This is a genomic window from Streptomyces sp. NPDC002701 (assembly GCF_042889045.1).
Taxonomy (GTDB): Bacteria; Actinomycetota; Actinomycetes; order Streptomycetales; family Streptomycetaceae; genus Streptomyces.
In genome coordinates this window covers 231,559-252,083 of sequence record NZ_JBIAQL010000007.1, presented here as the reverse complement: position 1 = coordinate 252,083, position 20,525 = coordinate 231,559, and the positions used below count along the sequence as shown (strand labels likewise).

Below are 20,525 nucleotides of genomic sequence, written 5' to 3'. Positions count from 1 at the left end.
CCGGGCACCCGCAGCACAGCCGGTCACGAGGACCGCAGTGCACGACGACGGAAGAAGAGGGTCGGCGGGGCCTTCCGCCGCCCTCTGTTCACCGGAGGAGTTGTTTCACACGTGACGGAGAACATGTGGGGATACAGGTCGACGGCGGGCCGCCTGGCGGGTGCCGACCTCACGGGCTACAAGGTCGAGGCCACGGACGGCAGTATCGGCAAGGTCGACAAGCACTCCGACGAGGTCGATGACGCCTACCTGGTGGTGGACACCGGGGTGTGGATCTTCGGCAAGGAGGTGCTGCTCCCGGCCAGCACGGTCGTGAGCATCGATCAGGAGGAGCGGCGGATCATCGTCGACCGCACCAAGCAGCAGATCAAGGACGCCCCCGAGTTCGACCGCGACAAGCACCTGGGCGACCAGGGCTACCGTGACCAGCTGGGCACCTACTACGGCACCGGCGGTCCGCACGTCTGATCCGGGTCTGCTCCGAGCAGCACGGCGGCCCCGGGACTCCGCGCAGGAGTCCCGGGGCCGCCGTGCGACTCGTCGGGCACCGGGTCGCCGAGGGCCGGCACCGGGTTGAGAAGATCGTCCGTGACCCACGCGTCAGGCGTCCGACGGCAGCCGGAAGGAACCAACGAGATCATGCGCGTCCTCATGGCCCGCGCCCTGCCGGGAGCACCCCGGTGACCGCCCGGGTGACCAGCCCTTCGACCGGCGGCGAAGCACCTGTCCTGCTGCGCACCGCCGGCCGGGCCGCGCACATCACCCTCAACCGGCCCAGGGCCATCAACGCCCTCGACCACACCATGGTGCGGCGCATCGACGAGGCGCTGACGGCATGGGAGCACGACCCGGCCGTCGAGTCCGTCGTGATCACCGGAGCGGGGGAGCGCGGTCTGTGCGCGGGCGGCGACATCCGCGCCGTCCACGATGACGCCCGGGACGGGGACGGCACCGCCTCGGCCGCGTTCTGGCGCGACGAGTACCACCTGAACGCGCGGATCGCCCGCTATGCCAAGCCGTACGTCGCCCTCATGGACGGCATCGTCATGGGCGGCGGCGTCGGCGTCTCCGCGCACGGCAGCGTCCGCGTCGTGACCGAACGGTCGAAGATCGCCATGCCCGAGACCGGTATCGGTTTCGTGCCGGACGTCGGCGGCACCCACCTGCTCGCTCTCGCCCCGGGCGAACTGGGCACGCACCTCGCGCTGACGGGCGCGCGGATCGGCGCCGGGGACGCCCTGCTGTGCGGGCTCGCCGACCACTACGTGCCGTCCGCGTCGCTGCCGCGCTTCGTCGCCGACCTCGCCGACCTGCCCGTACGGGAAGTGCTGGAGCGTCATGTGCGGCCGTCGCCGGAGGGGGAGCTGGCCGGGCAGCGGGAGTGGATCGACCCCTGCTTCGCGGCCGACACGGTCGAGGAGATCGTCCAGCGCCTGCTCGACCACGGGGACCCGGCCGCGAAGGAGACCGCGGAGACCCTGCTCACGAAGTCGCCCACCGCGCTGAAGGTCACCCTGGCCGCCATGCGCCGTGCCCGGCGGCTCGGTTCGCTGGAGCGGGTGCTGGAGCAGGAGTACCGCGTCTCCTGCGCGGCCCTGACCGCTCCCGACCTGATCGAGGGCATCCGGGCCCAGGTCGTCGACAAGGACCGCGATCCCCGCTGGTCGCCGGGCACCCTCGCCGAGGTCACCGACGCCGACGTGCGGCGCTTCTTCGAGCCGCTCGGCGACCGGGAACTCGGCCTCGTCCGATGAGATCCCGTGTCCGCAAGGTCCCGCCTGCCCGGCGGGCGGACGACGGGTCTTCGCGGACATGGCCCGGGGTTCCGGGGATCGGGTCGAGGGGCTACCGGTCGGCCGGGCCGCGTTCCGACCGGTCCGCCCAGACCTGCGCCGCCAACGCGTCCGCGTCCGCCTGCGACGTGCCCGCCTTCACCAGGATGATCCCGCGCGACCCGTCCGGGAACGTCACCTTCCGCATCGCTGTGCCCAACGGGCCCCCGGGTGTCGGTTCCTCCGGCATGGCGGCTCCTTTCGATGGCGGAACCCCCAGGCTAGCCCGGTCCCCGCGACGAGCGGGGAGCCTCGCCCCGGCCGCGGCGCCCGGCGCCCTCGCCCTCGCGGGCCCGGCCGGCCGCGAGAGCGGCGCCCGCCGTGCCGACGGCCGGATGACCGAACGGGCCCGGTGACCGTGCCGGCTCCGGCAGGGCACGGCCCCGCGGGAGCGCGGCACGGCGATGCCGTCGCGCCTCAGGAGGGGGCCAACGCCCCTGCTGTGAGCCCCAGTTCGGTCTCCGCGACGGTCCTGGCCAGGTGGGCGACGGAAGCACCGCGCCGGTCGGCGCTGGTGTTGATGTAGGCGCTGGCCCCGTCGATCGCCACCAGGATGCGCAGGGCCGCCGTCCACGGGTCGGCGCAGGAGAAGTCCCCCGAATCCGTACCCGCGGTGATGGTCTCCTCCATGCGCCCGCACCACAGCAGTTCCAGGGCCACGACGTGCTCACGCAGTCCGGGGCGGTAGCGCGACAGATGCCGTGCGTTGAGCCAGAGCCTGCTCACGTCGTCGAACTCGGCACCGGACGTCAGCGTGAAGAACCGGCGCAGGACCGCTCGTGGTGAGCCGTCCCCGGGTCCTTCCGGCCGCTCGGGCAGCAGTGCGTCCAGGTCCGCCGTCGCGGCGGCGGTGAACGCCTCGGCCACCAGGGTGTCGGCCGCGGGGAAGTAGTGCCCGACGAGTCCGGGCCGGACCCCCAGTTCGTCGGCGACCCGGCGCAGGGTGACGCACTCCAGCCCTTCGGTGAGGCCGACCTGCGCGGCGGCGGCGACGATCTCGTGGCGGCGCTCGGCCGGAGCCTTGCGGACCCGCTTGGCCGGACCTCTTGACGTCATGGCGCGAATGTTATTGAGTGGGCGACCAATAAGCAATTGGTCGTGTGCCCAATAAGTGACGGTGTCCGAATACCGTCGAGGGTGGTCCGAGAAGCACCCTCGCAAGTCCTGGAACCGTTCCCCTCCGTAGAGCGATCGCCGGCGGGGCGGCGCGTACGCCGACCGGGACGGCCGCACCACCTCTCGCCCCCGTCGACCCTGGAGTCCCTATGTACGCCGTCACCGACCCGGCCACCGCAGAGGTCGTCGAGACCTACCCCACCGCCACCGACGCCGAGGTCACCGCGGCCGTCGACGCGGCCCACACCGCCACCGCGTGGGGCCGTTCCAGCACCGTGGCCGAGCGGGCCGCCCTGCTGTGCAGGCTGGGCGACCTGCACGCCGAGCACCAGGACGAACTCGCCACGAGCATCGTCCGGGAGATGGGCAAGCCCCTCGCCGAGGCGCTGGGCGAGGTCGGCTTCTGCACCGAGATCTACCACTACTACGCCGACCACGCCGAGGAGTTCCTCGCGGACGAACCGCTCGACGTGACCTCGGGACCGGGCACCGCCGTCATCCGGCGCAGCCCGGTGGGCGTCCTGCTCGGCATCATGCCGTGGAACTTCCCCGCCTACCAGGTCGCCCGTTTCGCCGCCCCGAACCTCGCGACCGGGAACACCGTCGTCCTCAAGCACGCCCCGCAGTGCCCGGCCACCGCCGCCCTGCTGGAGAAGCTGTTCGCCGAGGCGGGCTTCCCGGCCGGCGCGTACGTCAACGTCTACGCCGACAACGAGCAGATCGCCGGCGTGATCGCCGACCCGCGCGTGCGGGGTGTGTCGCTGACCGGCTCGGAGCGGGCGGGTGCGGCCGTCGCCGAGATCGCCGGGCGCCACCTCAAGAAGGTCGTCCTCGAACTCGGCGGCTCGGACCCGTTCCTCGTGCTGTCCACCGACGACCTGGACGCGGTCGTCGAGGCCGCCGTCGCCGCGCGGCTCGACAACACCGGTCAGGCGTGCAACGCGGCCAAGCGCTTCGTGGTCGTCGAGGACCTGTACGAGCCGTTCGTGGAGAAGTTCACCGCGCGGCTGCTCGCCGGGGAGACCGGCGCGCCCCTGTCGTCCGTGGCCGCCGCCGAGAACCTCGGCCGCCAGGTCGACGCGGCCGTCAGCGAGGGGGCGACCCTGCACAGCACCGGCCGGCGCCACGGGGCCCACTTCCCGGCCGGGGTCCTCACCGGGCTCACCACCCGACACACCGCCGCACAGCAGGAGCTGTTCGGACCGGTCGCCATGGTCTTCCCGGCCGCCGACGAGGACGACGCCGTCCGCATCGCCAACGACACCCCGTACGGCCTCGGCTCGTACGTCTTCACCACCGACCCGGCCCAGGCCGAGCGGGTCGCCGACCGGATCGAGGCCGGCATGGTGTTCGTCAACGGTGTCGGCGCGGAGGGCGCGGAGCTGCCCTTCGGCGGCATCAAGCGCTCGGGCTTCGGCCGCGAGCTCGGGCGTCCGGGCATCGAGGAGTTCGTCAACAAGAAGCTGATCCGCACCGTGGTGTGAGCGCGGACGGCGGGAGCGAGCACGGACGCCCCTGCCCGTGCTCGCTCCCGTCCCGCCGGTGTCCGTGTGGGGATCAGGGGGCGCCCAGGTACTCGGTGGCCTCGACCTCGTTCAGGTGGATGAGGATGTCGTGTGCCTTGCCGAGGCCGATCTCGTACGTCATCGGGTCGGGCCACCCGGCGCCGATGTTGTAGGTGAGGCGGGGCTTCGCCAGCCAGGCGCGGGCGGAGTTCGGCGCCGTACGCAGGTCGAGGATGTAGTCCTCCTGGCGGACCTTGTCCAGGATGTCCTCGTTGGAGCCCGCCGGCGCGGCGCCCACCCGGTAGGTCCGCATCACGTTGTCCTCGGTGCCGAACGCCTTGAACGCGCCCTGGTGGAAGGAGGAGCCGATGCTGACGTACTCCCGGCCCAGCGCGTCGTGCAGGAACGATCCCTGCGTCTTGGGGTAGCGCTCGTCGAACGAGTCGTAGGACACGTGGGTGTTGTGCGCCGACAGCAGGATCCTGTCGCCCGCGTGCTTGCGCCACCACGCCACGTTCTCCGCCATCACCTCGTCACGCAGCCTCATCATCTTCGTGACCTCGGCCTCGTCGGTGACGTCGAGGGAGAAGCCCTCCGCCATCTGGTTGATGGTCCTGGCGTGCTGCACGGCCCACAGGTGCGCCTGCTCGTCGCCGCGGCCCGGCCGCTGGGCGCGCAGCAGCTCGTACACCTTCCGGGTGCGTTCCGCCCGCTCGGCGCGCTCGGCCAACGGCAGCTCGATGTACTTGTCGCTGTACGTGCCGGCGTCGGTGGTCGGGGCCAGCCCGCGGTACAGCCCGGTGACGCGCCCCAGCAACTGCGGATGCGCGCGGGCCACGTAATCCGTCACCCGCCGGTACGACTCCGGCCCCGCGTACCCCATGTCGTTGCCCATGAACTGCACCGGGTCCTTCGGGTGACTGCGGTTGTGTTCACGCATCCACTCGATGAGGTCGATGTAGTCCTGGTTGTTCCAGATCCGGTACGCGCCCTGGAACTCCTCGCGCGCTATGGTCCGCAGGTCCCCCTTGCCGTACAGCACGTACTCGTTGATCCGCACACCGCTGCTCCAGGCCAGTTCCAGGGAGAAGGTCCGGAAGCCCTTCGTCTCGACCAGGTGGCGGAAGAGCCGGTGCTTCATGCGGAAGAACTCCTGCGAGCCGTGGGTGGCCTCGCCCAGGCCCACCACGTCGGCGTCCCCGATCATGCGGTCCAGCGCGCCGAGGTCCCGCGAACGGCTGTCGGGATCGGTGCTGTCGAGGGGACGGGCGGCGCGCTCGATGGCGTCCACCACGCCCTTCAGGTCCTGGCCGGGGGCCGAGTCCCGGGACGCGGTGGCCGATGCCGCGACGTGCGTCGGAGCCGGCGTGCCCTGCACCGCGTCCGCGAGGGCCGGGGTGGCGGCCGCCACGGCGCCGAGGGAGAGGAGGACCGAGGGGATGATTACTGCCTTGCTTCGCGTCATGGCTTTAGATTCCCGTGCGGACCGGGGGCGTCACGAACCCATACGCTGCCCACCCCGGGGTACCGCAGGCACTACCACCCGACCCCTGCAGACCCCCCTGCACGGTGCCGGGCCCGGCGTGAACCGGGCCCGGCCGCAGGTCACTTCAGCGGTTCCAGCCTGATGTCGCGGAACCTGACCTTGTTCCCGTGGTCCTGGAGACGGATGGGTCCCGCCGCCGGTGTCTCGGCCCTGCCCGACGCGGTGGGGCCGTCGAGGGTGATGTCGTCGTGCACCTTCTTGCCGTTCCACACGACGGTCAGCCGGGCGTCCGCGGTCTTCTTGCCCGTGTCGTCGTAGCGGGCGGCCCGGAAGAGCAGGTCGTACGTCTGCCAGGTCTCGGGCGCCCTGGCGGCGTTGACGTCCGGCGCCTTCTGCAGATAGATGGCTCCTGCCTCGTTGGTGTCCAGGGTGGTGTCACCGTAGGAGTCCAGGATCTGCAGTTCGTAGCGGTCCTGGATGAAGATGCCGCTGTTGCCGCGGTCCTGTCCGGTGACGTCGTCGGGCAGCAGCGGGACGCGGAACTCGACGTGCAGCTTGAAGTCCTGGTACGCGTCGATGGTCCGGATGTCACCGCAGCACACCTCCATCGACTTCTCGTCGGTGAGCGGCCACTCCAGGCGCCGCCCGTCCGTGTGCTGCCACTGTGCCTGCGAGGCGCCCGTCCCGTCGAAGAGGGCGAGTCGCGCACCGTGCGGGCGCACCGTGATCGCGTCGAGGTTCACATGACCGGTGTCCCCGGCGTCGAAGCGGTAGGACAGGGTGTTCTTGCCCGCGCGCAGCCGCACCGGTTCGGTCTGGCTGGACCAGGTGTCCCAGTTGTCCGTGGAGGCGAGTTTCACCTGCCGCAGTTTCTTCCCGTTGGCGTACAGGGAGAGCGACTTGGTGCCCTGGAACGGGTTCGGGCCGTTGGAGTAGCGCAGGTTGACGTCGTAGGTGCCCGACTTCTTGACCGTCACGTCGAAGGTGGTGTTCGCCTTGCCCTCCGTGTTGTACCGGGCGACGAACCCGCTGCCGGTGTAGCCGGCGTGGTCCGTGGCGATGCCGGCCACGCCCGTCAGACGCGCCTCCTCGGCCTCGTACTGTGTCGCGGCGGGCGGCTGCTTGCCGGGCATCGCGTTCAGCGTGTACCAGGCTTCGGTGTTCCACAGCGACTCGCCGGACTCGGACGTGAAGGGGCGCGGGGAGCGCAGGTGCACGACTCGGTCGGGCTTCAGGTTGTCCAGCCGCAGCTTCACGGTGCGCCTGTCCTTCGACAACTCGGCCGACCGTACCGGGAGCACCTCCTCGGCGATCTTGGGGCCGCCGTAGTCGGTGGTCGGCGTGTAGCGCCACTGCTCGGCCTTGTAGTGCTTGGCCAGCTCCTCGGCGGTCGTCGCGGACACCGGCTGCGTGTAGGTCAGGTCGAAGCCGCCCGGCACGGCGCGCATCGTCTTGATGTCGAAGGTGTTGCCGCCGTTGGGGGTGAGCTTCTGCAGCCCGAACCTGAGCTTGCCCTCCTGGCCCCAGTTGCCGTCGGCGCCCAGACCACCGGCGTAGATCGCGCCGTCGGGACCGTAGGTGAGGCGGTTGACGCCGGCTTCCAGGCCCTGTGTGTAGCGGAAGACGGCGCCCTGGTACTGCCCGTTCACCTTCTCCAGGTACGCGCGCTGCAGGCCGCCGTAGGTCACGTCGCCGATCAGCATCTGGCCCTTGAACTGGCCCTTCCGCACATAGAGCGGTGTGGAGGGCGAGTTGGCGATCTCGTTCTGCGGAAGCCACAGCACCGGCGCGGTCGGGGTGGCCGCGTCGAAGGGACCGGACGGCTCGGTGTAGTGGTTGAAGAAGCGGCCCTGCTTGACGTGGACGAGCTTCGACGAGGGCAGCCAGCCGCCCTGGTTGTCCGTGGCGAAGATCTCGCCCTCAGGACCCCAGCCGATGCCGTTCGGCGTGCGCAGACCGCCCGCGACCGGGCTGATCTTCCCGGTCTTCTTGCTGACCTTGTACGTGACTCCACGTCCGGGGGCGGGCTGCGGGACCGTGGTCGCGCCGCCGAGGTTGATGGAGACGGAGAGGTTCACGTAGAAGTGGCCGTCGCGGTAGAGGAGCCCGAAGGCGAACTCGTGGAAGTTCTTGCCGTACGGCCAGGTCGCGACGGTGCGGTACTCGTCGGTCACGTCGTCGCGGTCGCGGTCGACGAGCCGGGTCAGCTCGTGCTTCTGCGAGACGTACAGCGAACCGTCGACGTACTTGATGCCCATGGGCTCGCGCAGCCCTTCGGCCACCTTCTTGACGGTGACCTTGTCCCGGCTGGTGTTCCCGGTGACGTTGTCCAGCAGGTACACCTCACCGGCAACGTTGTCGGAGCCGCCCCAGGTGCTGATCGCCAGCCGCCCGTCGGGCAGCCAGTCCATGCCGCTGACCTGCGGTTCGAAACCTTCGGGGCGGAGATCGGTGAGCGTCAGGTCGGGCCGTACCTCGGTGAGCGGGAGGCCGTCGCCGGGGGTGTCGTTGCTCCCCTCGCACTCCTTGCGGCCCGGCGCCGTCACCCGCACGACGCCGGCGTCCGTGGTCAGCGCCTCGCGGGGCACGATGCTGAACTCGTCCTGGCCCGGCGGCTTCCAGGCGAGCTGCAGCTGCTGTCCGCCGTCCCGCTCGAAGTGGTCGATGCGCAGCGGGTGCGATCCCGCGGTGAGCGTGAGGGACGCGTCCTTCGGCTCCGCGCCGTGGAGGCCGTCGTGGTCGATGACCGTGGCGTCGTCGATGGCCAGCCGGGAGCCGTCGTCGCTGACGAGACGCAGTCCGTAGGTGCCGTCGCTCGGCACGACCAGGTTGCCGGTCACCTCGGTGACGAAGCGGTCGGAGAAGCCACCGAAGTCGTCGGTCGTGGACCAGTCCACCGTGGACTTGAGCGCGTCGTAGTTGGGGGTCTGCCCGGGTTTGAGGGTGCACAGCTTGCTCAGCGGCGTCTGTACGTCGAACACGCGGAGTGTGACGCCGGGTTCCTGTGGCACGGCGGCCGGGGCGGCCGAGGACGCCGGGGCGGCCAGGAGTCCGCCGGTCAGGACGGCTCCGGTCAGCAGGGAGGTGAGAAGTCTTCGGGCACGCAGGAATTGATGGTGGGACAACGGTCCTCCATGAAGCTGGACCGGACCGTGCCGGACTGCGTTCCGGTCTTCTCTGATGTGGCTGCGTCGCGCCGCCAACCTAAGGGACTTTCACTTGGCATGTCCATACTTTGTACTGCGAGTGTTCAAAGTCCTTCCCGGGGCCGGGGTTCCGCGCTGCCGCGTGGATGTGCGGGGGCGGCAAACCAGATGCAGGGCCCCACGCGCGCCCCACGCAGAAGGGGGCCGCACCGGGCGGCCCCCTCCCGCGTCAGCCGCGTCGGCTCACCCCGCGCCCCCTTCGGCGGGGTTGCCGGCGGACGTCTTCCGCGCCTCGGGCCCCGCGGTCACCGTGAAGCTGCCGCGGGAGTACTCGCAGCAGGTGGTGAGGACACTGACGCTCCAGGTGCCGGTGGCCACGCCCGTCAGATCGAGGGTCGCCGTCAGGGTGCGGTGGTCCGCGGAGACCGACTCCGTGGTGGCGGTGACGGTCTTCCCGCTCCGGCTCAGCCGTACGGTGGCGTTCGCGGGCAGCGCGGTGCCGGTCACCTTCACCGTGACCCTGCTGCCGGTGACCCCGGTGTCCGGGCCGACCGCGGTGACGCTCACCTTGTCCGGTCCGCACGGTGTGGAGAGGCAGGTCAGCCTGGCGCTGTAGGCGGTGCTCGACGCCTTCTCGGGCAGGCCGAGCACGAACACCGTCGGGCTTGCGGCCGAGGACGAACCGCCCACCGCGCACGGGGTGCCGGAGGGTGACGGCGTGCAGCCGTTGTTCCAGGCGCTGTTGTAGAGGGCCGGCACCGCGGTGGTGGTGGCGCCCGTGGTGTCCGTGACCTGGGCGTCGAAGCGGTCGAACCCGGCGGTGGGCAGGACCGCGCACACCGCGGTGCGTGACTCGTCGAGCGTGCCGGTGACCGGCCCGTAGCCGTAGGCCACGGACGGGACCCTGGCGCACTCCGGTGCCGGGCCGTCCGCGGTCGCGATGCGCAGGGCGTCCAGGCGGTACTCGGGTGCGGCCTTCAGCGTGGCCGGGGTCTGCACCAGGACCTGGTGGGTGGTGGACCCGGTGGCCGCGCACGAGCGGTTGCGGAAGGAGCACTCGGTGGTGCCGTCGCCGCCGAGAACGGCGATGTTGGCGGTGCCCAGCTTGTCCCGCACGTCGAGGTGGACGACATCCGTGGCCGCCCCGGTGGTGACCTGATGGCAGTTCAGGGTGCCGGGATCACCGTACGCACCCGCGACGGACGGACCGCCGACCGCGGCGGCGGTGGTCTTCGCACAGCCCGCGGAGGACGCGGTCGAGGTGACGTCACGCCGGGTCAGCGTGTACGTGCCGGCCTGGTCGCGGCCCGTGAAGAGCACGGTGTGGGACGCGCCGGGCGTCAGCGGACACAGGATCCAGCCGTTGGTGGTGGCCGTGCGGTCGCAGACCTTCCTGCCACCGGAGTCCAGCACGGAGAACTTCGCCGCGGCGGCGCCGGACGAGGCGGTCAGCTGGAAGACCTCGGCCTTCGTGTGCGCGCCCGCCGGAACACCGAGGCACTGCGAGAAGGCGCCGTCACCGGTGGTCAGCGTGGCCCTGGCGCCGTCGGCCGTGAAGCTGCCCGCGGGCAGGACGGCGCAGTCGTCCGCGGCGTCGGTGCGGTGGAGGGCGACGGAGTACGGGCCCGTGGCGTCCGCACCGCTGCTCTCGGTGTGCACCAGTGCCCGGTAGGGAGCCGCGCCGGTCAACGCGCAGGTGCCGTCGGACAGATCGGCCGAGCCGCACTGGACGGCGCCCTCCCGGTCGAGGACCTCCACGTCGGCGTCCACGCCGGGGGCGGAGAGCGGGGTCAGCGCGCCGATCCTGGCGCCCCGCGGGACGCCCAGCGTCAGGCAGTCGTACTGCCCGGCCGTACGCAACTCGCCCCGGTACAGGCCCATCGGGGTCGCCCGGCAGCCGGCGTCCGAGGCGCGGTCGAGGACGACCAGGCCGGCGCGGGTGTCACGGAAGGGGGAGGTGCCGTCGAGGACGGCCGTGTAGGTCCCCGGTGTGCTGATCCGGCACGGGTCGGCCCCGTAGCGGCACACGCTCAGCCCGGCCGCGTCGTACACCCGGGCCACCCCGACCTCGCGGTCCTCGCTCACGGAGTGCACGGTGAACGGGCCGGCCGCGCCGGCGGTGAAGGTGAAGCACGGGTTGGTGACGAGGTCCTGCTGCTCCAGCTCGCCGTACGGGCGGACCGGGGCCGTGGTGCAGCCCTGCGGGTCGTCGAGGCGGCGCACCTTCACCGCGTACCGGGCGGGGAAGCCGCTCTCCGCGCGCCAGACGGTGGAGATCACCCGGTAGGGGCCGTCGCCGGGCAGTACGCAGCTGTCCTCGTCGTCCTCGGGGAACCGCTCGCAGATCCGCGCTCCGGTCGCGTCGGTGATCCACGCCAGGGAGTCGCCGTACGTCCTGGAGCCGTAGGTGAGCCGGACCCGGTCGCCGCGCTCGCCCTCGAAGGGCTGGCAGTCGACCTCGACCGGGCTCACCGTCGTCCGGGTGACGTCCGGCTGGTCCCAGTTCGTGCCGGCGGCGTCCGCGCAGCCCCGGGTGGAGCCGAGCGGCACCAGGGTGACCGACGAGTCCGCGTCCGCCCATTCGGTGTTGAGCACCTTCAGGGTGTAGGTGCCGGCCGCGGGCACCGCGCACATGTCGTTCGTGGCGTACGCGTCCCCGTAGCAGTCGACCTCGCTGCCGTCGGCGGCGAGCAGCCGGCGGGTCATCGCGTTGCCGCCGCCGTCCCGCGCCGGTGCCAGATAGAGGCCGGGCGTCTCGACGGTGACGGTGTAGCAGACGCTCGACCCGGGCGCGACGCGCGCCTTTCCGACGGCGTCACCCGGGTCGCCGAAGGGCGCGAGCGCGAGCGGCGCGCACTCCTCGTCGGCGGCCACGGCGGGGCTCGACCCGGTCAGCGTCAGCAGTGTGGCGAACAGTGCGGCGAGCGCGGCGAACACGGCCGCCGCCGTGCCCGCCCGCCCCCGTCCCGCAGGTGGACAGGAGTAGTCGTCCGACATGCAATCCCCCCTGGATCATTGGTTGTCGAGGTGATCGTCGCACAGGGGTCCGACAGGACACCCGCGAGATTTCGGGGTCTGCGGTGGTGAGCCGGTCGTGCCGCAGAATCACCCGTCGAGAGCGGAAGTCCGCGGGAACGGGAGTACTGAATGCGTGTGTTGCTGTCTGCCTACGATTCACGCGGAGGCGTCGAACCACTGGTGGGCCTCGCCGTGCGACTGGTGGAACGGGGTGCGCGGGTGCGGGTGTGCGCGCCGCCGGACGAGGAGTTCGCGGAGCGGCTGGCCGGGGCCGGGGTGGACCTGGTGCCGACCGGCCGGTCCGTGCGGCGGCTGATGACCGGGAGGACGCCGCCGTCGCCGGCGGGCGTGCCCCGGCGTGCGGCCGAGCTGGTCGCCGAGTTCCACGACAAGGTGACGGGTGCGGCCGAGGGGTGTGACGTGCTGGTCGCCACCGGTCTCGTACCGGCCGTGGCGGGTGTGCGGTCGGCGGCCGAGAAACTCGGCATCCGTTATGTGTACGTGAGTTACCAGCCGGTGAGTCTGCCGTCGCCGTACCACCCGCCGATCCCGCGGCCCGGCCGGCCGCTCGCGCCGGACGTGACCGACAACCGCGTGCTGTGGGACCGGGACGCCCAGGACGTGCAGGCGGTGTTCGGTGAAGTGATCAACACCCACCGGGCGTCCGTGGGTCTGCCGTCCGTGGACAACCTCCGCGACCACGTGTTCACCGACCGGCCGTGGCTGGCCGCGGACCCGGTCCTGGCGCCCTGGCGACAGCCGGCGGACCTGGAGGTGGTGCAGACCGGCGCGTGGCACGTGCCGGACGAACGGCCGCTCCCCGCCGAGCTGCTGGCCTTCCTGGACGCCGGCACACCCCCGGTGTACGTGGGCTTCGGCAGCATTCCCGTGCGGGGGCCCGAGGACGTCGCCCGAGCGGCGATCGAGGCCGTCCGCGCGCGGGGCCGCCGCGCGGTCCTCTCCCGAGGCTGGGCGGACCTGGCCGCCGTCGACGACCAGAAGGACTGTTTCGTCGTCGGCGAGGTCAATCACCAGGCACTGTTCCGCCGCGTGGCCGCCGTCGTGCACCACGGCGGCGCGGGTACGACGACGACGGCCGCCCGGGCCGGCGCGCCCCAGGTAGTGGTGCCCCAGGGCGGCGACCAGCCGTACTTCGCCGGCCGGGTCGCCGAGCTCGGCATCGGCGCCGCGCACGAGGGTCCGACTCCGACCGTCGAGTCCCTGTCGGCCGCGCTCGTGCGGGCCCTGACCCCCGCGACGGGCGCGCGAGCCACCGCCGTGGCCGGCGCGATGCGCACCGACGGGGCGGCGGTGGCCGCCGGCCTGCTGCTCGGCGCTGGCGGCCGGGAGGACCCGCCGGTGGCCGTCCCCGCCGACCGGGCGCCGTAGGACGAGGCGACGCCCGCCCCGCCGACCGGGCCGGGCGGACGCAGACCGACGTGGCCGAGCCGGACGGGTTCCGCGGCGGGGGTGCGGGACACCGGGCGGCGGTCACCGCCGGACAGCCGCAGGTCAGGGTCGCGTTCCACCACCCTGACCTGTAGTGGCAGGGGGCCCGCGATCAGAGGGCGCCCGGCGGCGCGGGCGCAGTCCAGCTCGTGGGCGACCGCGACGGAGTACCACGACTGGCGCGGCGGGCGGTCCGTGTACGGCGGGCCGCCCGCCGGGCGGGTCGCGTGCCGGTCGCGGTGTCCGGGCCCGTGCGTGGTGGCGGAGCCGGCCCCCGGCGGCGTACCTGCGGCTATGTTGCTGCCATGGAGCCCGTCACGACCACACCGCGCGACCTGTTGATCGTCACCATGGAGGCCGAGTCCGACCCTCCCGTCGGGCAGGGCGATCTGTCGCTGGCCCTCGCCGGAGCCGAACTGATCGACCTCCGCGCCGCCCGGGCCCTCACCCTGGACGGCGACCGCATCCTGCCCGGCGCCCGACAGGCGCTGAGCGACCGCCTGTTGGACGAGGCCGCCGCGGCGCTCGTTCGTCAGGCGCCGTACGAGTCCGTCGAGGACTGGCTGTGGCGCCGGGGCCGTGGCCTGTCCGCGGTCTATCTCGCCGCCCTGGAGGCGCAGGGGCAGGTCACCCGGCCGCGCCACCAGTGGATCCCGTTCCGGAACGGCGCGACGGCTCTGACCGACTCGCCGGCCCGTCGTCACGCCGCCGACCGCTGGGCCTCGGACGAACCCGTCCTCGGCTTCCTCGCGGCCGCGGTGGGCATCCACGAGGAGCTGGCCGAGGAGGCCGCGAGCCTCGTCGACGACGCCGTGGTGACCGTACTGGCCGCCGTCAACGACGCGGTGCGGGAACTGGAGGCCGTGCGGCAGCGCCGCAGCATCGAAGACGCGGCCTTCGACAACATCTGGCGCGGCCCGTGACGAAGCCACCGCAGGACGACGAGTCCGCCCGCCCCATGGCCGGGGCGGGGGTGAGGCGCCGGCCGTGACCCCGTCGGGCAGCCCGCGACGCCGCCGCGGGCCTGCCGGCCGGCGAGTGCGGCGCGTCCACGACCGGCCGGCCCGCGCCTACCGGCCCACCGGCCGCGCCGACGGTCCCGGACGTGTGCGTGCCTCCCGGGGGCGGAGCGGGCCGTGGCCCTCCTCGCACGTGACCACCGTGTGGACGGGTGCGCCGCAGTCCGCGTGGAGGACGTCGAGGGGCGGTCCCTCCGCGTCGGCGGTGTAGCGGTCTCCCCATTCCTTGAGGGCGAGCAGCACGGGCCACAGGGCCCAGCCCTTGTCCGTGAGGCGGTACTCGTGCCGGGTGCGCCGCCCCGACTCCTGGTAGGGCACGGTGGCCAGGATCCCCGCCGCGACGAGCTTGCGGAGCCGGTCCGCGAGCACCGCGTCGGAGAGTCCGATGTGCCGCCGGAAGTCGTCGAAGCGCCGGACGCCGTTCATGGCGTCCCGGAGCACCAACAGGGACCACTTCTCGCCGACCACGTCCAATGTCCGCTGGACGGTGCAGTTCTCGGTGCTGACCTCGACCCACTCCATGCGACGACCCTAGGCCGACCCGGCCATTGACAGCCAGACGCGGGAGTGGCTAACTATCAAAAATATAGTCAGCCGGTGGAGGAGAGACATGGACAGGTCGCGCACGTTCACCTGGGGGGACCCGGCCGTCTCGGCGGCTGCGGTGGGAGAAGCCACCGGCCTGGACTTCCTGCGCGACATGGTCGCCGGGCGCCTGCCCGCCCCGCCCATCTCCGCCACCCTCGGCTTCACCCTGGAGGAGGTCGAGCACGGCCGGGCCGTCTTCGTCCTGGCACCGGGCGAGGAGCACTACAACCCGATCGGGAGCGTGCACGGCGGTGTCTACGCCACGCTCCTCGACTCGGCGGCGGGCTGCGCCGTCCAGTCGGTGCTGCCCAAGGGCATGGGATACACCTCGCTCGACCTCAGTCTGAAGTTCCTGCGCCCGATCACGGTGGACACGGGCAAGGTCCGCGCCGTCGGCACCGTGCTGAACAGCGGCCGCCGCACCGCCCTCGCACAGGCCGAACTCCTCGACTCCACGGACCGGCTGCTGGCCCACGCCACCAGCAGCTGCCTGCTCTTCTCCATGCCGACGTCGAGCTGATCGCCGCGCCGGGCACGAAACGGGGGAGCGGCCCCCGCGGCCGTCAGCCCGGCGGACGCATCAGGCCGGCGCGGTAGGCGAAGACGACCAGCTGGGCGCGGTCGCGGGCGCCCAGCTTCGTCTTGGCGCGCTGGATGTGGGTGCGTACGGTCAGCGGGCTGAGGAACAGCTCCGCGGCGATCTCGGTGTCGGATCTGCCGTCCGCGGCCAGGACCATCACCTCGCGCTCGCGGGCGGTGAGGGTGCCGAGGAGCCCGCGGAGTGCCGGGTCGGCGTCCGGCCCCGGGGTCGCGAGGAAGCGGGTGATGAGGGTGCGGGTGGCCGCGGGGGACAGGAGCGCCTCGCCGGAGGCCACGGTGCGGATGCCGTCGAGGAGCGCCTCGGCGGTGGTGTTCTTGCCGAGGAAGCCGCTCGCGCCGACGCGCAGGGCCCGGGCGACGTGCTCGTCGGTCTGGAACGTGGTGAGGACGAGGACACGGGTGGCCCGCAGGCCGGGGTCGGCGCAGATGGCGGCGGTCGCGGCGAGGCCGTCGGTGCCGGGCATCCGGATGTCCATGACGACGACGTCGGGGTGGTGGACGCGGGCGAGTTCGACGGCTCTGGCTCCGTCGTCGGCCTCGTCGACGACGTCCATGTCCTCGCAGGAGTCGATCAGGATCCGGAACGTCGCCCGCAGCAGGGCCTGGTCGTCGGCGAGCAGCACACGGATGGTCATCGGGGCCTTTCCGGGGGTGGTGCGGGGCTGTCGGGGCGCGGGGGTACGGGAGTGCGGAGTCAGGTGTGCAGGGGGAGTTCGGCGGTGACGGCGAAGCCGCCCCCGGGCCGGTGTCCCGCCTGGAGGCGACCGCCGACGGACCGGGCCCGCTCCCGCATGCCGATGAGACCGAAACCTCCGCCGGGAGCCGGTGGGGACGGCGCGGCGCCCCCGTCGTCGCTGACCGTGACGATCACCCGGTCCAGGGTGTAGGCGAGGTGTACGCGCGCCGTACGCGCGGCGGCGTGTTTGGCGACGTTGGTGAGGGCCTCCTGCACGATCCGGAAGGCGGTCAGGTCCACGCCGGGTGAGAGCTGCCGCTCCTCGCCGTCGACCGACACGGTGACCCGGAGCCCGGCGGAGCCGAACGCGGAGACCAGTTCGGGCAGCCGGCCGAGTCCGGGTGCCGGTTCCAGGGACGCGTCGGGATCGTCCGGTCCGTCGGGATCGTCGGGCCGGCGCAGGAGGCCGACGGTGGCCTCCAGCTCGCGCAGGGCCGCCGCGGTGGTGCCGGTCAGGTCGAGGAGGATCTTCTCGGCCTGTTCGGGGTGGCTGCGGGTGAGATGGGCGGCGGTGCCCGCCTGGGCGTTGGCCAGGGCCATGTGATGGGCGACGACGTCGTGCAGTTCGCGGGCGATGCGGACACGTTCCTCGGCGACCCGGTGGCGTGCCTCCGCCTCGCGGGTGCGTTCGGCGTGCTCGGCGCGGGCCCGTACGGCCGAGAGGTGGGCACGCCGCGCCCGGACCGCCGAGCCCTGCATCACCGGCATCATGAGCCAGAACGCGGTGGGGATCGTCTTGTCCGTCCAGGACTGTTCGTTGCGGCCGAAGAGCAGGGCGGACAGGACGACGAGCGCGATGACGGCGAGACACCAGGTGCGTGCCGTCCTGAGCGGAACCCGGACGGTCAGCTCGTACAGCGCCACGATGACCGGGAGCAGGATGAGCGGAGTGAGCTCGTAGCCCAGACCGCCGGAGAGGCCCGCGCAGACCGCGGTGACCGCGACGACGGCGCGAGGGTGCCCGCGCCGCCACAGCAGGGCGAGACAGGCGGCGGTCGCGATGAGCAGACCGGACGCCCAGCCGGGCCCGCCCCTGTCGTACTGCCTGCTCGTGGCGGCGTACACCAGCAGCAGGAACGCCGCCTCGACGAGGCGGGCGTGTCGTTCGGCGTACCGCCGCCAGCTGGTCAGCATCGGGTCCTCCGTCAGGGCGCTGTTCCCATGGTCGGTCACGTGCCGCATTCACGAGACACGGCGCGGTCGTCGTGCGGCACGGCCACGGCCGTCCGGGGCACGCTCACCGCCGGCCGCGGCGGGCGAGGGCCGTCATGACAGAGGTCTCCGTATCCGCGGCTGCTTCCGGGAACCGCACCAGCCTTGCCGGACGGGCGCCCGCCGTCGTCCTCCGTGCCGACCCTCGCGGCTACTCACTATCGAGTACGGGTGACACGCGGAGTCATCCTCGACGGGTACGGGCGGATGCGCGGGACTGTGAGACGGGCCGCACGGTACGCCGGCGAGGAATCATGCCCGGCGCTCAGGGAACCCGGTCTGCACGCGGCCGGAGCACGCCGCGGACGACGACGGACGAGCGCGGAACCGAGTACGAGCGGGAGAGGTCATGACGGAGACCGGCGACAGGCGGGAAACACAGCGGGTGTGCAAGGCGTGCGGCAGCAGGCCCGCCGAGAACGCGACAGTGTGTGAGCACTGCCGAGCCGTGCTCGAACTCCCGAGCCCGTCCGGGCTGGTCGAGGACGAAGGCGCGGCGGTACGACGTGACTTCGAGCACCGGGACCGGTAAGGGCTCGACAGGGCCGGCGAGACCTGACACCCACTGGACACCGCGTGCCCGGTGAGTCACGGGACATCGGGGGTACACGGGTCGGCATGGCACCGAAGAAAGATCACTCCATGTCCCTGCGGGCGGTGCGGCAGTTGCACCGGATGCGCACCTTCTACGCGGCTGCCGTCCTGCTGTGGGCGGCCTCGGCCGGCTGGGTGGGATGGGAGCATCCCGGGAGCCGGCAGATGTGGGTGTCGGCGCTCTTCCTGCTGGTCTTCACCGGTCTGCTGGCCGTGACCTCCCTGTGGTTGCGGCGCCTCCAGGGCACGGGCGCGGACCGGCCCGCCCATCACGCCGCCCCGCGCGGCACGTCGGCCCGCCGTCACGTGAACGCCTGAACCCGCCTCTCGGGGTCGGCGCCGGAGCCCTCCGCGGCCGAGGTCACGAGGCCCTGTCACCGAACGCACCCACCGTGCCGAGCACGGTGGGTGCGTCGCGTACGGCGTCGTACGGCCGCCGCGCTGGACGCGCCGGGCCCGTGAGCGCCTCCGGGAGGACAGGACGTACGGCGGGTGACCGCCGGGACCGGGCCGGCGGTGGCGGTGGCGGCCCGACGTGTACGGAACGTGCCCCGGGGCGGGGCGGGGCGAGGCGGTCCGCCGCCTCCCACGGGACTCGCGCGGGTCCGCTCAGGGGCGTCCCCCGCGCGCGTTCAGCCGGGCCGCCTGGCGGGTCAGGTGGGCGCATTCGTCGAGGTTGGACGCCTTGCGCGCCGCCTCGGCGTACAGGCGTGCCGCCGTCGTCAGGTCGCCGTCCCGTTCGTGGAGGTAGGCCGCCACCGCGGTGTGGCGGGGCAGGGAGTCGTCCACGGCCGCGAGCGCCGCGAGGCCGGCCCGCGGTCCGTCCGCCTCGCCCACGGCCACCGCGCGGTTGAGCCGGACGACCGGGCTGTCGGTGAGGCGGGTCAGCTCGTCGTACCACTCGACGATCTGCACCCAGTCGGTCTCCCCGGCGGTGGGCGCGTCGGCGTGCAGCGCCGCGACGGCGGCCTGGGCCTGGAACTCGCCCAGCCGGTCCCGGGAGAGGGCGGCCTGCAGGATGCCGACGCCCTCGGTGATCGCCGCGGTGTCCCACCGGCCGCGGTCCTGCTCGGCGAGCGGCACCAGGCTGCCGTCGGGAGCGGTCCTGGCGGCACGCCGGGCATGGTGGAGCAGCATGAGGGCGAGCAGCCCCGCCACCTCGGGGTGGTCGATCGCCGCCGCGAGCTGCCTGGTGAGCCGGATGGCCTCCGCGGCCAGGTCGACGTCACCGGAATAGCCCTCGTTGAAGACCAGGTAGAGGACGCGCAGCACGGTCGCCACGTCACCGGGCCGGTCCAGGCGTACGCCGGAGACCGTGCGTTTGGCCCGGCTGATGCGCTGCGCCATGGTCGTCTCCGGCACCAGATAGGCCCGGGCGATCTGGCGGGTGGTCAGACCGCCCACGGCACGCAGGGTCAGCGCGACCGCGGACGACGGCGTCAGGGACGGGTGGGCGCACAGGAAGTAGAGCTGGAGCGTGTCGTCGACCGGCTGCGCGGGCCCGGGCGCCGGTTCCTCGTCGACGAGTTCCTCGCGCCGGCGGCGGGCGGTGTCGGCCCGGGTCGCGTCGAGGAACCGGCGCCAGGCCACCGTGACCAGCCAGCCCTTGGGATCCCGCGGTGGGCCGGCCGGCCAGACGCGGACCGCCTCGACCAGCGCGTCCTGCACGGCGTCCTCGGCCGCCGCGAAGTCGGCTCCGCGGCGGACGAGGATCCCCAGCACGCCCGGCGTGAGGCTGCGGAGCAGTGCTTCGTCCATGGATCAGGTCACTCCGTGATGGTGGGCGGCTCGGTCAGGAACGGACGCAACTCCAGCCACTCGTGGATCGGCCGGCCGCCCGCGCCCGGGGCGGCCGACAGTTCCGAGGCGAGTTCGAGGGCGCGCTCGTAACTGTCGACGTCGATCACCATCCAGCCGGCGATGAGGTCCTTGGTCTCGGCGAACGGGCCGTCGGTGACCGGCGGGCGCCCCTCGCCGTCGTACCTGACGAACGTCCCCTCCGGTGCGAGCGCCTGGCCGTCGACGAACTCGCCGGTCCCCTCCAGCCGGTCCGCGAAGTCGCGCATGTACTGCACGTGGGCCGAGATCTCCTCCGGCGTCCAGTGGTCCATGGGCACGTCGTTGACCGCCGCCGGGGCGCCTCGGTAGTGCTTCAGGAGCAGGTACTTGGCCATGGTGGTTCTCCTCGGTGCTGGTGCGGCCCATTGTGGTCGCGTTCACTGCC

General features: G+C 72.5%; 18 protein-coding genes. 8 read left to right on the top strand and 10 right to left on the bottom strand.

The window, feature by feature from the left end; all coding sequences use genetic code 11:
* The first annotated feature begins 111 nt into the window (after positions 1 to 111).
* On the top strand, positions 112 to 468 hold the full coding sequence (locus ACFYXC_RS21530; protein ID WP_389553666.1) for a PRC-barrel domain-containing protein: 357 nt from the start codon (positions 112 to 114) through the stop codon (positions 466 to 468).
* Positions 469 to 692: 224 nt separating this feature from the next.
* Positions 693 to 1,754, top strand: a complete 1,062-nt coding sequence (locus tag ACFYXC_RS21525) for an enoyl-CoA hydratase/isomerase family protein (protein ID WP_389553745.1) — start codon at positions 693 to 695, stop codon at positions 1,752 to 1,754.
* Positions 1,755 to 1,845: 91 nt separating this feature from the next.
* Here the strand turns inward: ACFYXC_RS21525 and ACFYXC_RS21520 are convergent, their stop codons facing one another.
* A complete protein-coding gene (locus tag ACFYXC_RS21520) occupies positions 1,846 to 2,022 on the bottom strand; it encodes a hypothetical protein (RefSeq protein ID WP_389553665.1) in 177 nt (58 codons plus the stop codon).
* 227 nt (positions 2,023 to 2,249) lie between these two features.
* The gene (locus ACFYXC_RS21515; RefSeq protein WP_389553664.1) at positions 2,250 to 2,888 is read right to left on the bottom strand and encodes a TetR/AcrR family transcriptional regulator; all 639 of its coding nucleotides are present in this window, start codon (positions 2,886 to 2,888) and stop codon (positions 2,250 to 2,252) included.
* A 209-nt stretch (positions 2,889 to 3,097) separates the two neighbouring features.
* On the opposite strand from ACFYXC_RS21515, the gene ACFYXC_RS21510 reads away from it, so the two are divergent.
* Positions 3,098 to 4,432 (top strand): NAD-dependent succinate-semialdehyde dehydrogenase, encoded by a 1,335-nt coding sequence (locus ACFYXC_RS21510; protein WP_389553663.1) that lies wholly within the window; start codon positions 3,098 to 3,100, stop codon positions 4,430 to 4,432.
* A gap of 73 nt (positions 4,433 to 4,505) precedes the next feature.
* Here ACFYXC_RS21510 and ACFYXC_RS21505 read toward each other — a convergent pair whose 3' ends face one another.
* The 3 genes from ACFYXC_RS21505 to ACFYXC_RS21495 form a co-directional block, all read right to left on the bottom strand.
* Complete coding sequence (locus tag ACFYXC_RS21505; protein ID WP_389553662.1) at positions 4,506 to 5,918, bottom strand: erythromycin esterase family protein; 1,413 nt, start codon at positions 5,916 to 5,918, stop codon at positions 4,506 to 4,508.
* A gap of 140 nt (positions 5,919 to 6,058) precedes the next feature.
* A complete protein-coding gene (locus tag ACFYXC_RS21500) occupies positions 6,059 to 9,064 on the bottom strand; it encodes a family 16 glycoside hydrolase (protein ID WP_389553661.1) in 3,006 nt (1,001 codons plus the stop codon).
* Between the two features lie 264 nt (positions 9,065 to 9,328).
* Positions 9,329 to 12,082, bottom strand: a complete 2,754-nt coding sequence (locus ACFYXC_RS21495) for a Tat pathway signal protein (protein WP_389553660.1) — start codon at positions 12,080 to 12,082, stop codon at positions 9,329 to 9,331.
* A gap of 150 nt (positions 12,083 to 12,232) precedes the next feature.
* Here ACFYXC_RS21495 and ACFYXC_RS21490 point away from each other — a divergent pair, with 150 nt between their 5' ends.
* The gene (locus ACFYXC_RS21490) at positions 12,233 to 13,492 is read left to right on the top strand and encodes a glycosyltransferase (protein ID WP_389553659.1); all 1,260 of its coding nucleotides are present in this window, start codon (positions 12,233 to 12,235) and stop codon (positions 13,490 to 13,492) included.
* A gap of 365 nt (positions 13,493 to 13,857) precedes the next feature.
* Positions 13,858 to 14,475 carry a GPP34 family phosphoprotein gene (locus ACFYXC_RS21485; RefSeq protein WP_389553658.1) on the top strand — a complete coding sequence of 206 codons (618 nt, stop codon included), beginning with the start codon at positions 13,858 to 13,860 and terminating at the stop codon, positions 14,473 to 14,475.
* A 147-nt stretch (positions 14,476 to 14,622) separates the two neighbouring features.
* Here ACFYXC_RS21485 and ACFYXC_RS21480 read toward each other — a convergent pair whose 3' ends face one another.
* Positions 14,623 to 15,093, bottom strand: a complete 471-nt coding sequence (locus ACFYXC_RS21480) for a winged helix-turn-helix transcriptional regulator (protein ID WP_388906178.1) — start codon at positions 15,091 to 15,093, stop codon at positions 14,623 to 14,625.
* A gap of 88 nt (positions 15,094 to 15,181) precedes the next feature.
* On the opposite strand from ACFYXC_RS21480, the gene ACFYXC_RS21475 reads away from it, so the two are divergent.
* The gene (locus ACFYXC_RS21475; protein ID WP_389553657.1) at positions 15,182 to 15,679 is read left to right on the top strand and encodes a PaaI family thioesterase; all 498 of its coding nucleotides are present in this window, start codon (positions 15,182 to 15,184) and stop codon (positions 15,677 to 15,679) included.
* Between the two features lie 43 nt (positions 15,680 to 15,722).
* Here ACFYXC_RS21475 and ACFYXC_RS21470 read toward each other — a convergent pair whose 3' ends face one another.
* Both ACFYXC_RS21470 and ACFYXC_RS21465 read right to left on the bottom strand, forming a co-directional pair.
* On the bottom strand, positions 15,723 to 16,394 hold the full coding sequence (locus ACFYXC_RS21470; protein WP_389553656.1) for a response regulator: 672 nt from the start codon (positions 16,392 to 16,394) through the stop codon (positions 15,723 to 15,725).
* Between the two features lie 59 nt (positions 16,395 to 16,453).
* On the bottom strand, positions 16,454 to 17,629 hold the full coding sequence (locus tag ACFYXC_RS21465; RefSeq protein ID WP_389553744.1) for a sensor histidine kinase: 1,176 nt from the start codon (positions 17,627 to 17,629) through the stop codon (positions 16,454 to 16,456).
* Positions 17,630 to 18,056: 427 nt separating this feature from the next.
* On the opposite strand from ACFYXC_RS21465, the gene ACFYXC_RS21460 reads away from it, so the two are divergent.
* Positions 18,057 to 18,239, top strand: coding sequence for a hypothetical protein (locus tag ACFYXC_RS21460; RefSeq protein ID WP_388906187.1), 183 nt, complete (start codon positions 18,057 to 18,059; stop codon positions 18,237 to 18,239).
* Positions 18,240 to 18,325: 86 nt separating this feature from the next.
* Positions 18,326 to 18,619, top strand: a complete 294-nt coding sequence (locus ACFYXC_RS21455) for a hypothetical protein (protein ID WP_388906189.1) — start codon at positions 18,326 to 18,328, stop codon at positions 18,617 to 18,619.
* Between the two features lie 291 nt (positions 18,620 to 18,910).
* On the opposite strand, the gene ACFYXC_RS21450 is transcribed toward ACFYXC_RS21455, so the two are convergent.
* On the bottom strand, positions 18,911 to 20,059 hold the full coding sequence (locus ACFYXC_RS21450) for an RNA polymerase sigma factor (RefSeq protein ID WP_389553655.1): 1,149 nt from the start codon (positions 20,057 to 20,059) through the stop codon (positions 18,911 to 18,913).
* A gap of 8 nt (positions 20,060 to 20,067) precedes the next feature.
* Positions 20,068 to 20,475, bottom strand: a complete 408-nt coding sequence (locus ACFYXC_RS21445) for a YciI family protein (protein WP_388906194.1) — start codon at positions 20,473 to 20,475, stop codon at positions 20,068 to 20,070.
* Positions 20,476 to 20,525 lie beyond the last annotated feature (50 nt).

Excerpts from the sequence above, each read along its gene's own strand:
- ACFYXC_RS21520 (WP_389553665.1), bottom strand. The coding sequence starts at position 2,022 with ATGCCGGAGGAACCGACACCCGGGGGCCCGTTGGGCACAGCGATGCGG.
- ACFYXC_RS21515 (WP_389553664.1), bottom strand. The coding sequence starts at position 2,888 with ATGACGTCAAGAGGTCCGGCCAAGCGGGTCCGCAAGGCTCCGGCCGAG.
- ACFYXC_RS21510 (WP_389553663.1), top strand. The coding sequence starts at position 3,098 with ATGTACGCCGTCACCGACCCGGCCACCGCAGAGGTCGTCGAGACCTAC.
- ACFYXC_RS21505 (WP_389553662.1), bottom strand. The coding sequence starts at position 5,918 with ATGACGCGAAGCAAGGCAGTAATCATCCCCTCGGTCCTCCTCTCCCTC.
- ACFYXC_RS21495 (WP_389553660.1), bottom strand. The coding sequence starts at position 12,082 with ATGTCGGACGACTACTCCTGTCCACCTGCGGGACGGGGGCGGGCGGGC.
- ACFYXC_RS21490 (WP_389553659.1), top strand. The coding sequence starts at position 12,233 with ATGCGTGTGTTGCTGTCTGCCTACGATTCACGCGGAGGCGTCGAACCA.
- ACFYXC_RS21485 (WP_389553658.1), top strand. The coding sequence starts at position 13,858 with ATGGAGCCCGTCACGACCACACCGCGCGACCTGTTGATCGTCACCATG.
- ACFYXC_RS21480 (WP_388906178.1), bottom strand. The coding sequence starts at position 15,093 with ATGGAGTGGGTCGAGGTCAGCACCGAGAACTGCACCGTCCAGCGGACA.
- ACFYXC_RS21475 (WP_389553657.1), top strand. The coding sequence starts at position 15,182 with ATGGACAGGTCGCGCACGTTCACCTGGGGGGACCCGGCCGTCTCGGCG.
- ACFYXC_RS21470 (WP_389553656.1), bottom strand. The coding sequence starts at position 16,394 with ATGACCATCCGTGTGCTGCTCGCCGACGACCAGGCCCTGCTGCGGGCG.
- ACFYXC_RS21465 (WP_389553744.1), bottom strand. The coding sequence starts at position 17,629 with ATGCTGACCAGCTGGCGGCGGTACGCCGAACGACACGCCCGCCTCGTC.
- ACFYXC_RS21460 (WP_388906187.1), top strand. The coding sequence starts at position 18,057 with ATGACGGAGACCGGCGACAGGCGGGAAACACAGCGGGTGTGCAAGGCG.
- ACFYXC_RS21455 (WP_388906189.1), top strand. The coding sequence starts at position 18,326 with ATGGCACCGAAGAAAGATCACTCCATGTCCCTGCGGGCGGTGCGGCAG.
- ACFYXC_RS21450 (WP_389553655.1), bottom strand. The coding sequence starts at position 20,059 with ATGGACGAAGCACTGCTCCGCAGCCTCACGCCGGGCGTGCTGGGGATC.
- ACFYXC_RS21445 (WP_388906194.1), bottom strand. The coding sequence starts at position 20,475 with ATGGCCAAGTACCTGCTCCTGAAGCACTACCGAGGCGCCCCGGCGGCG.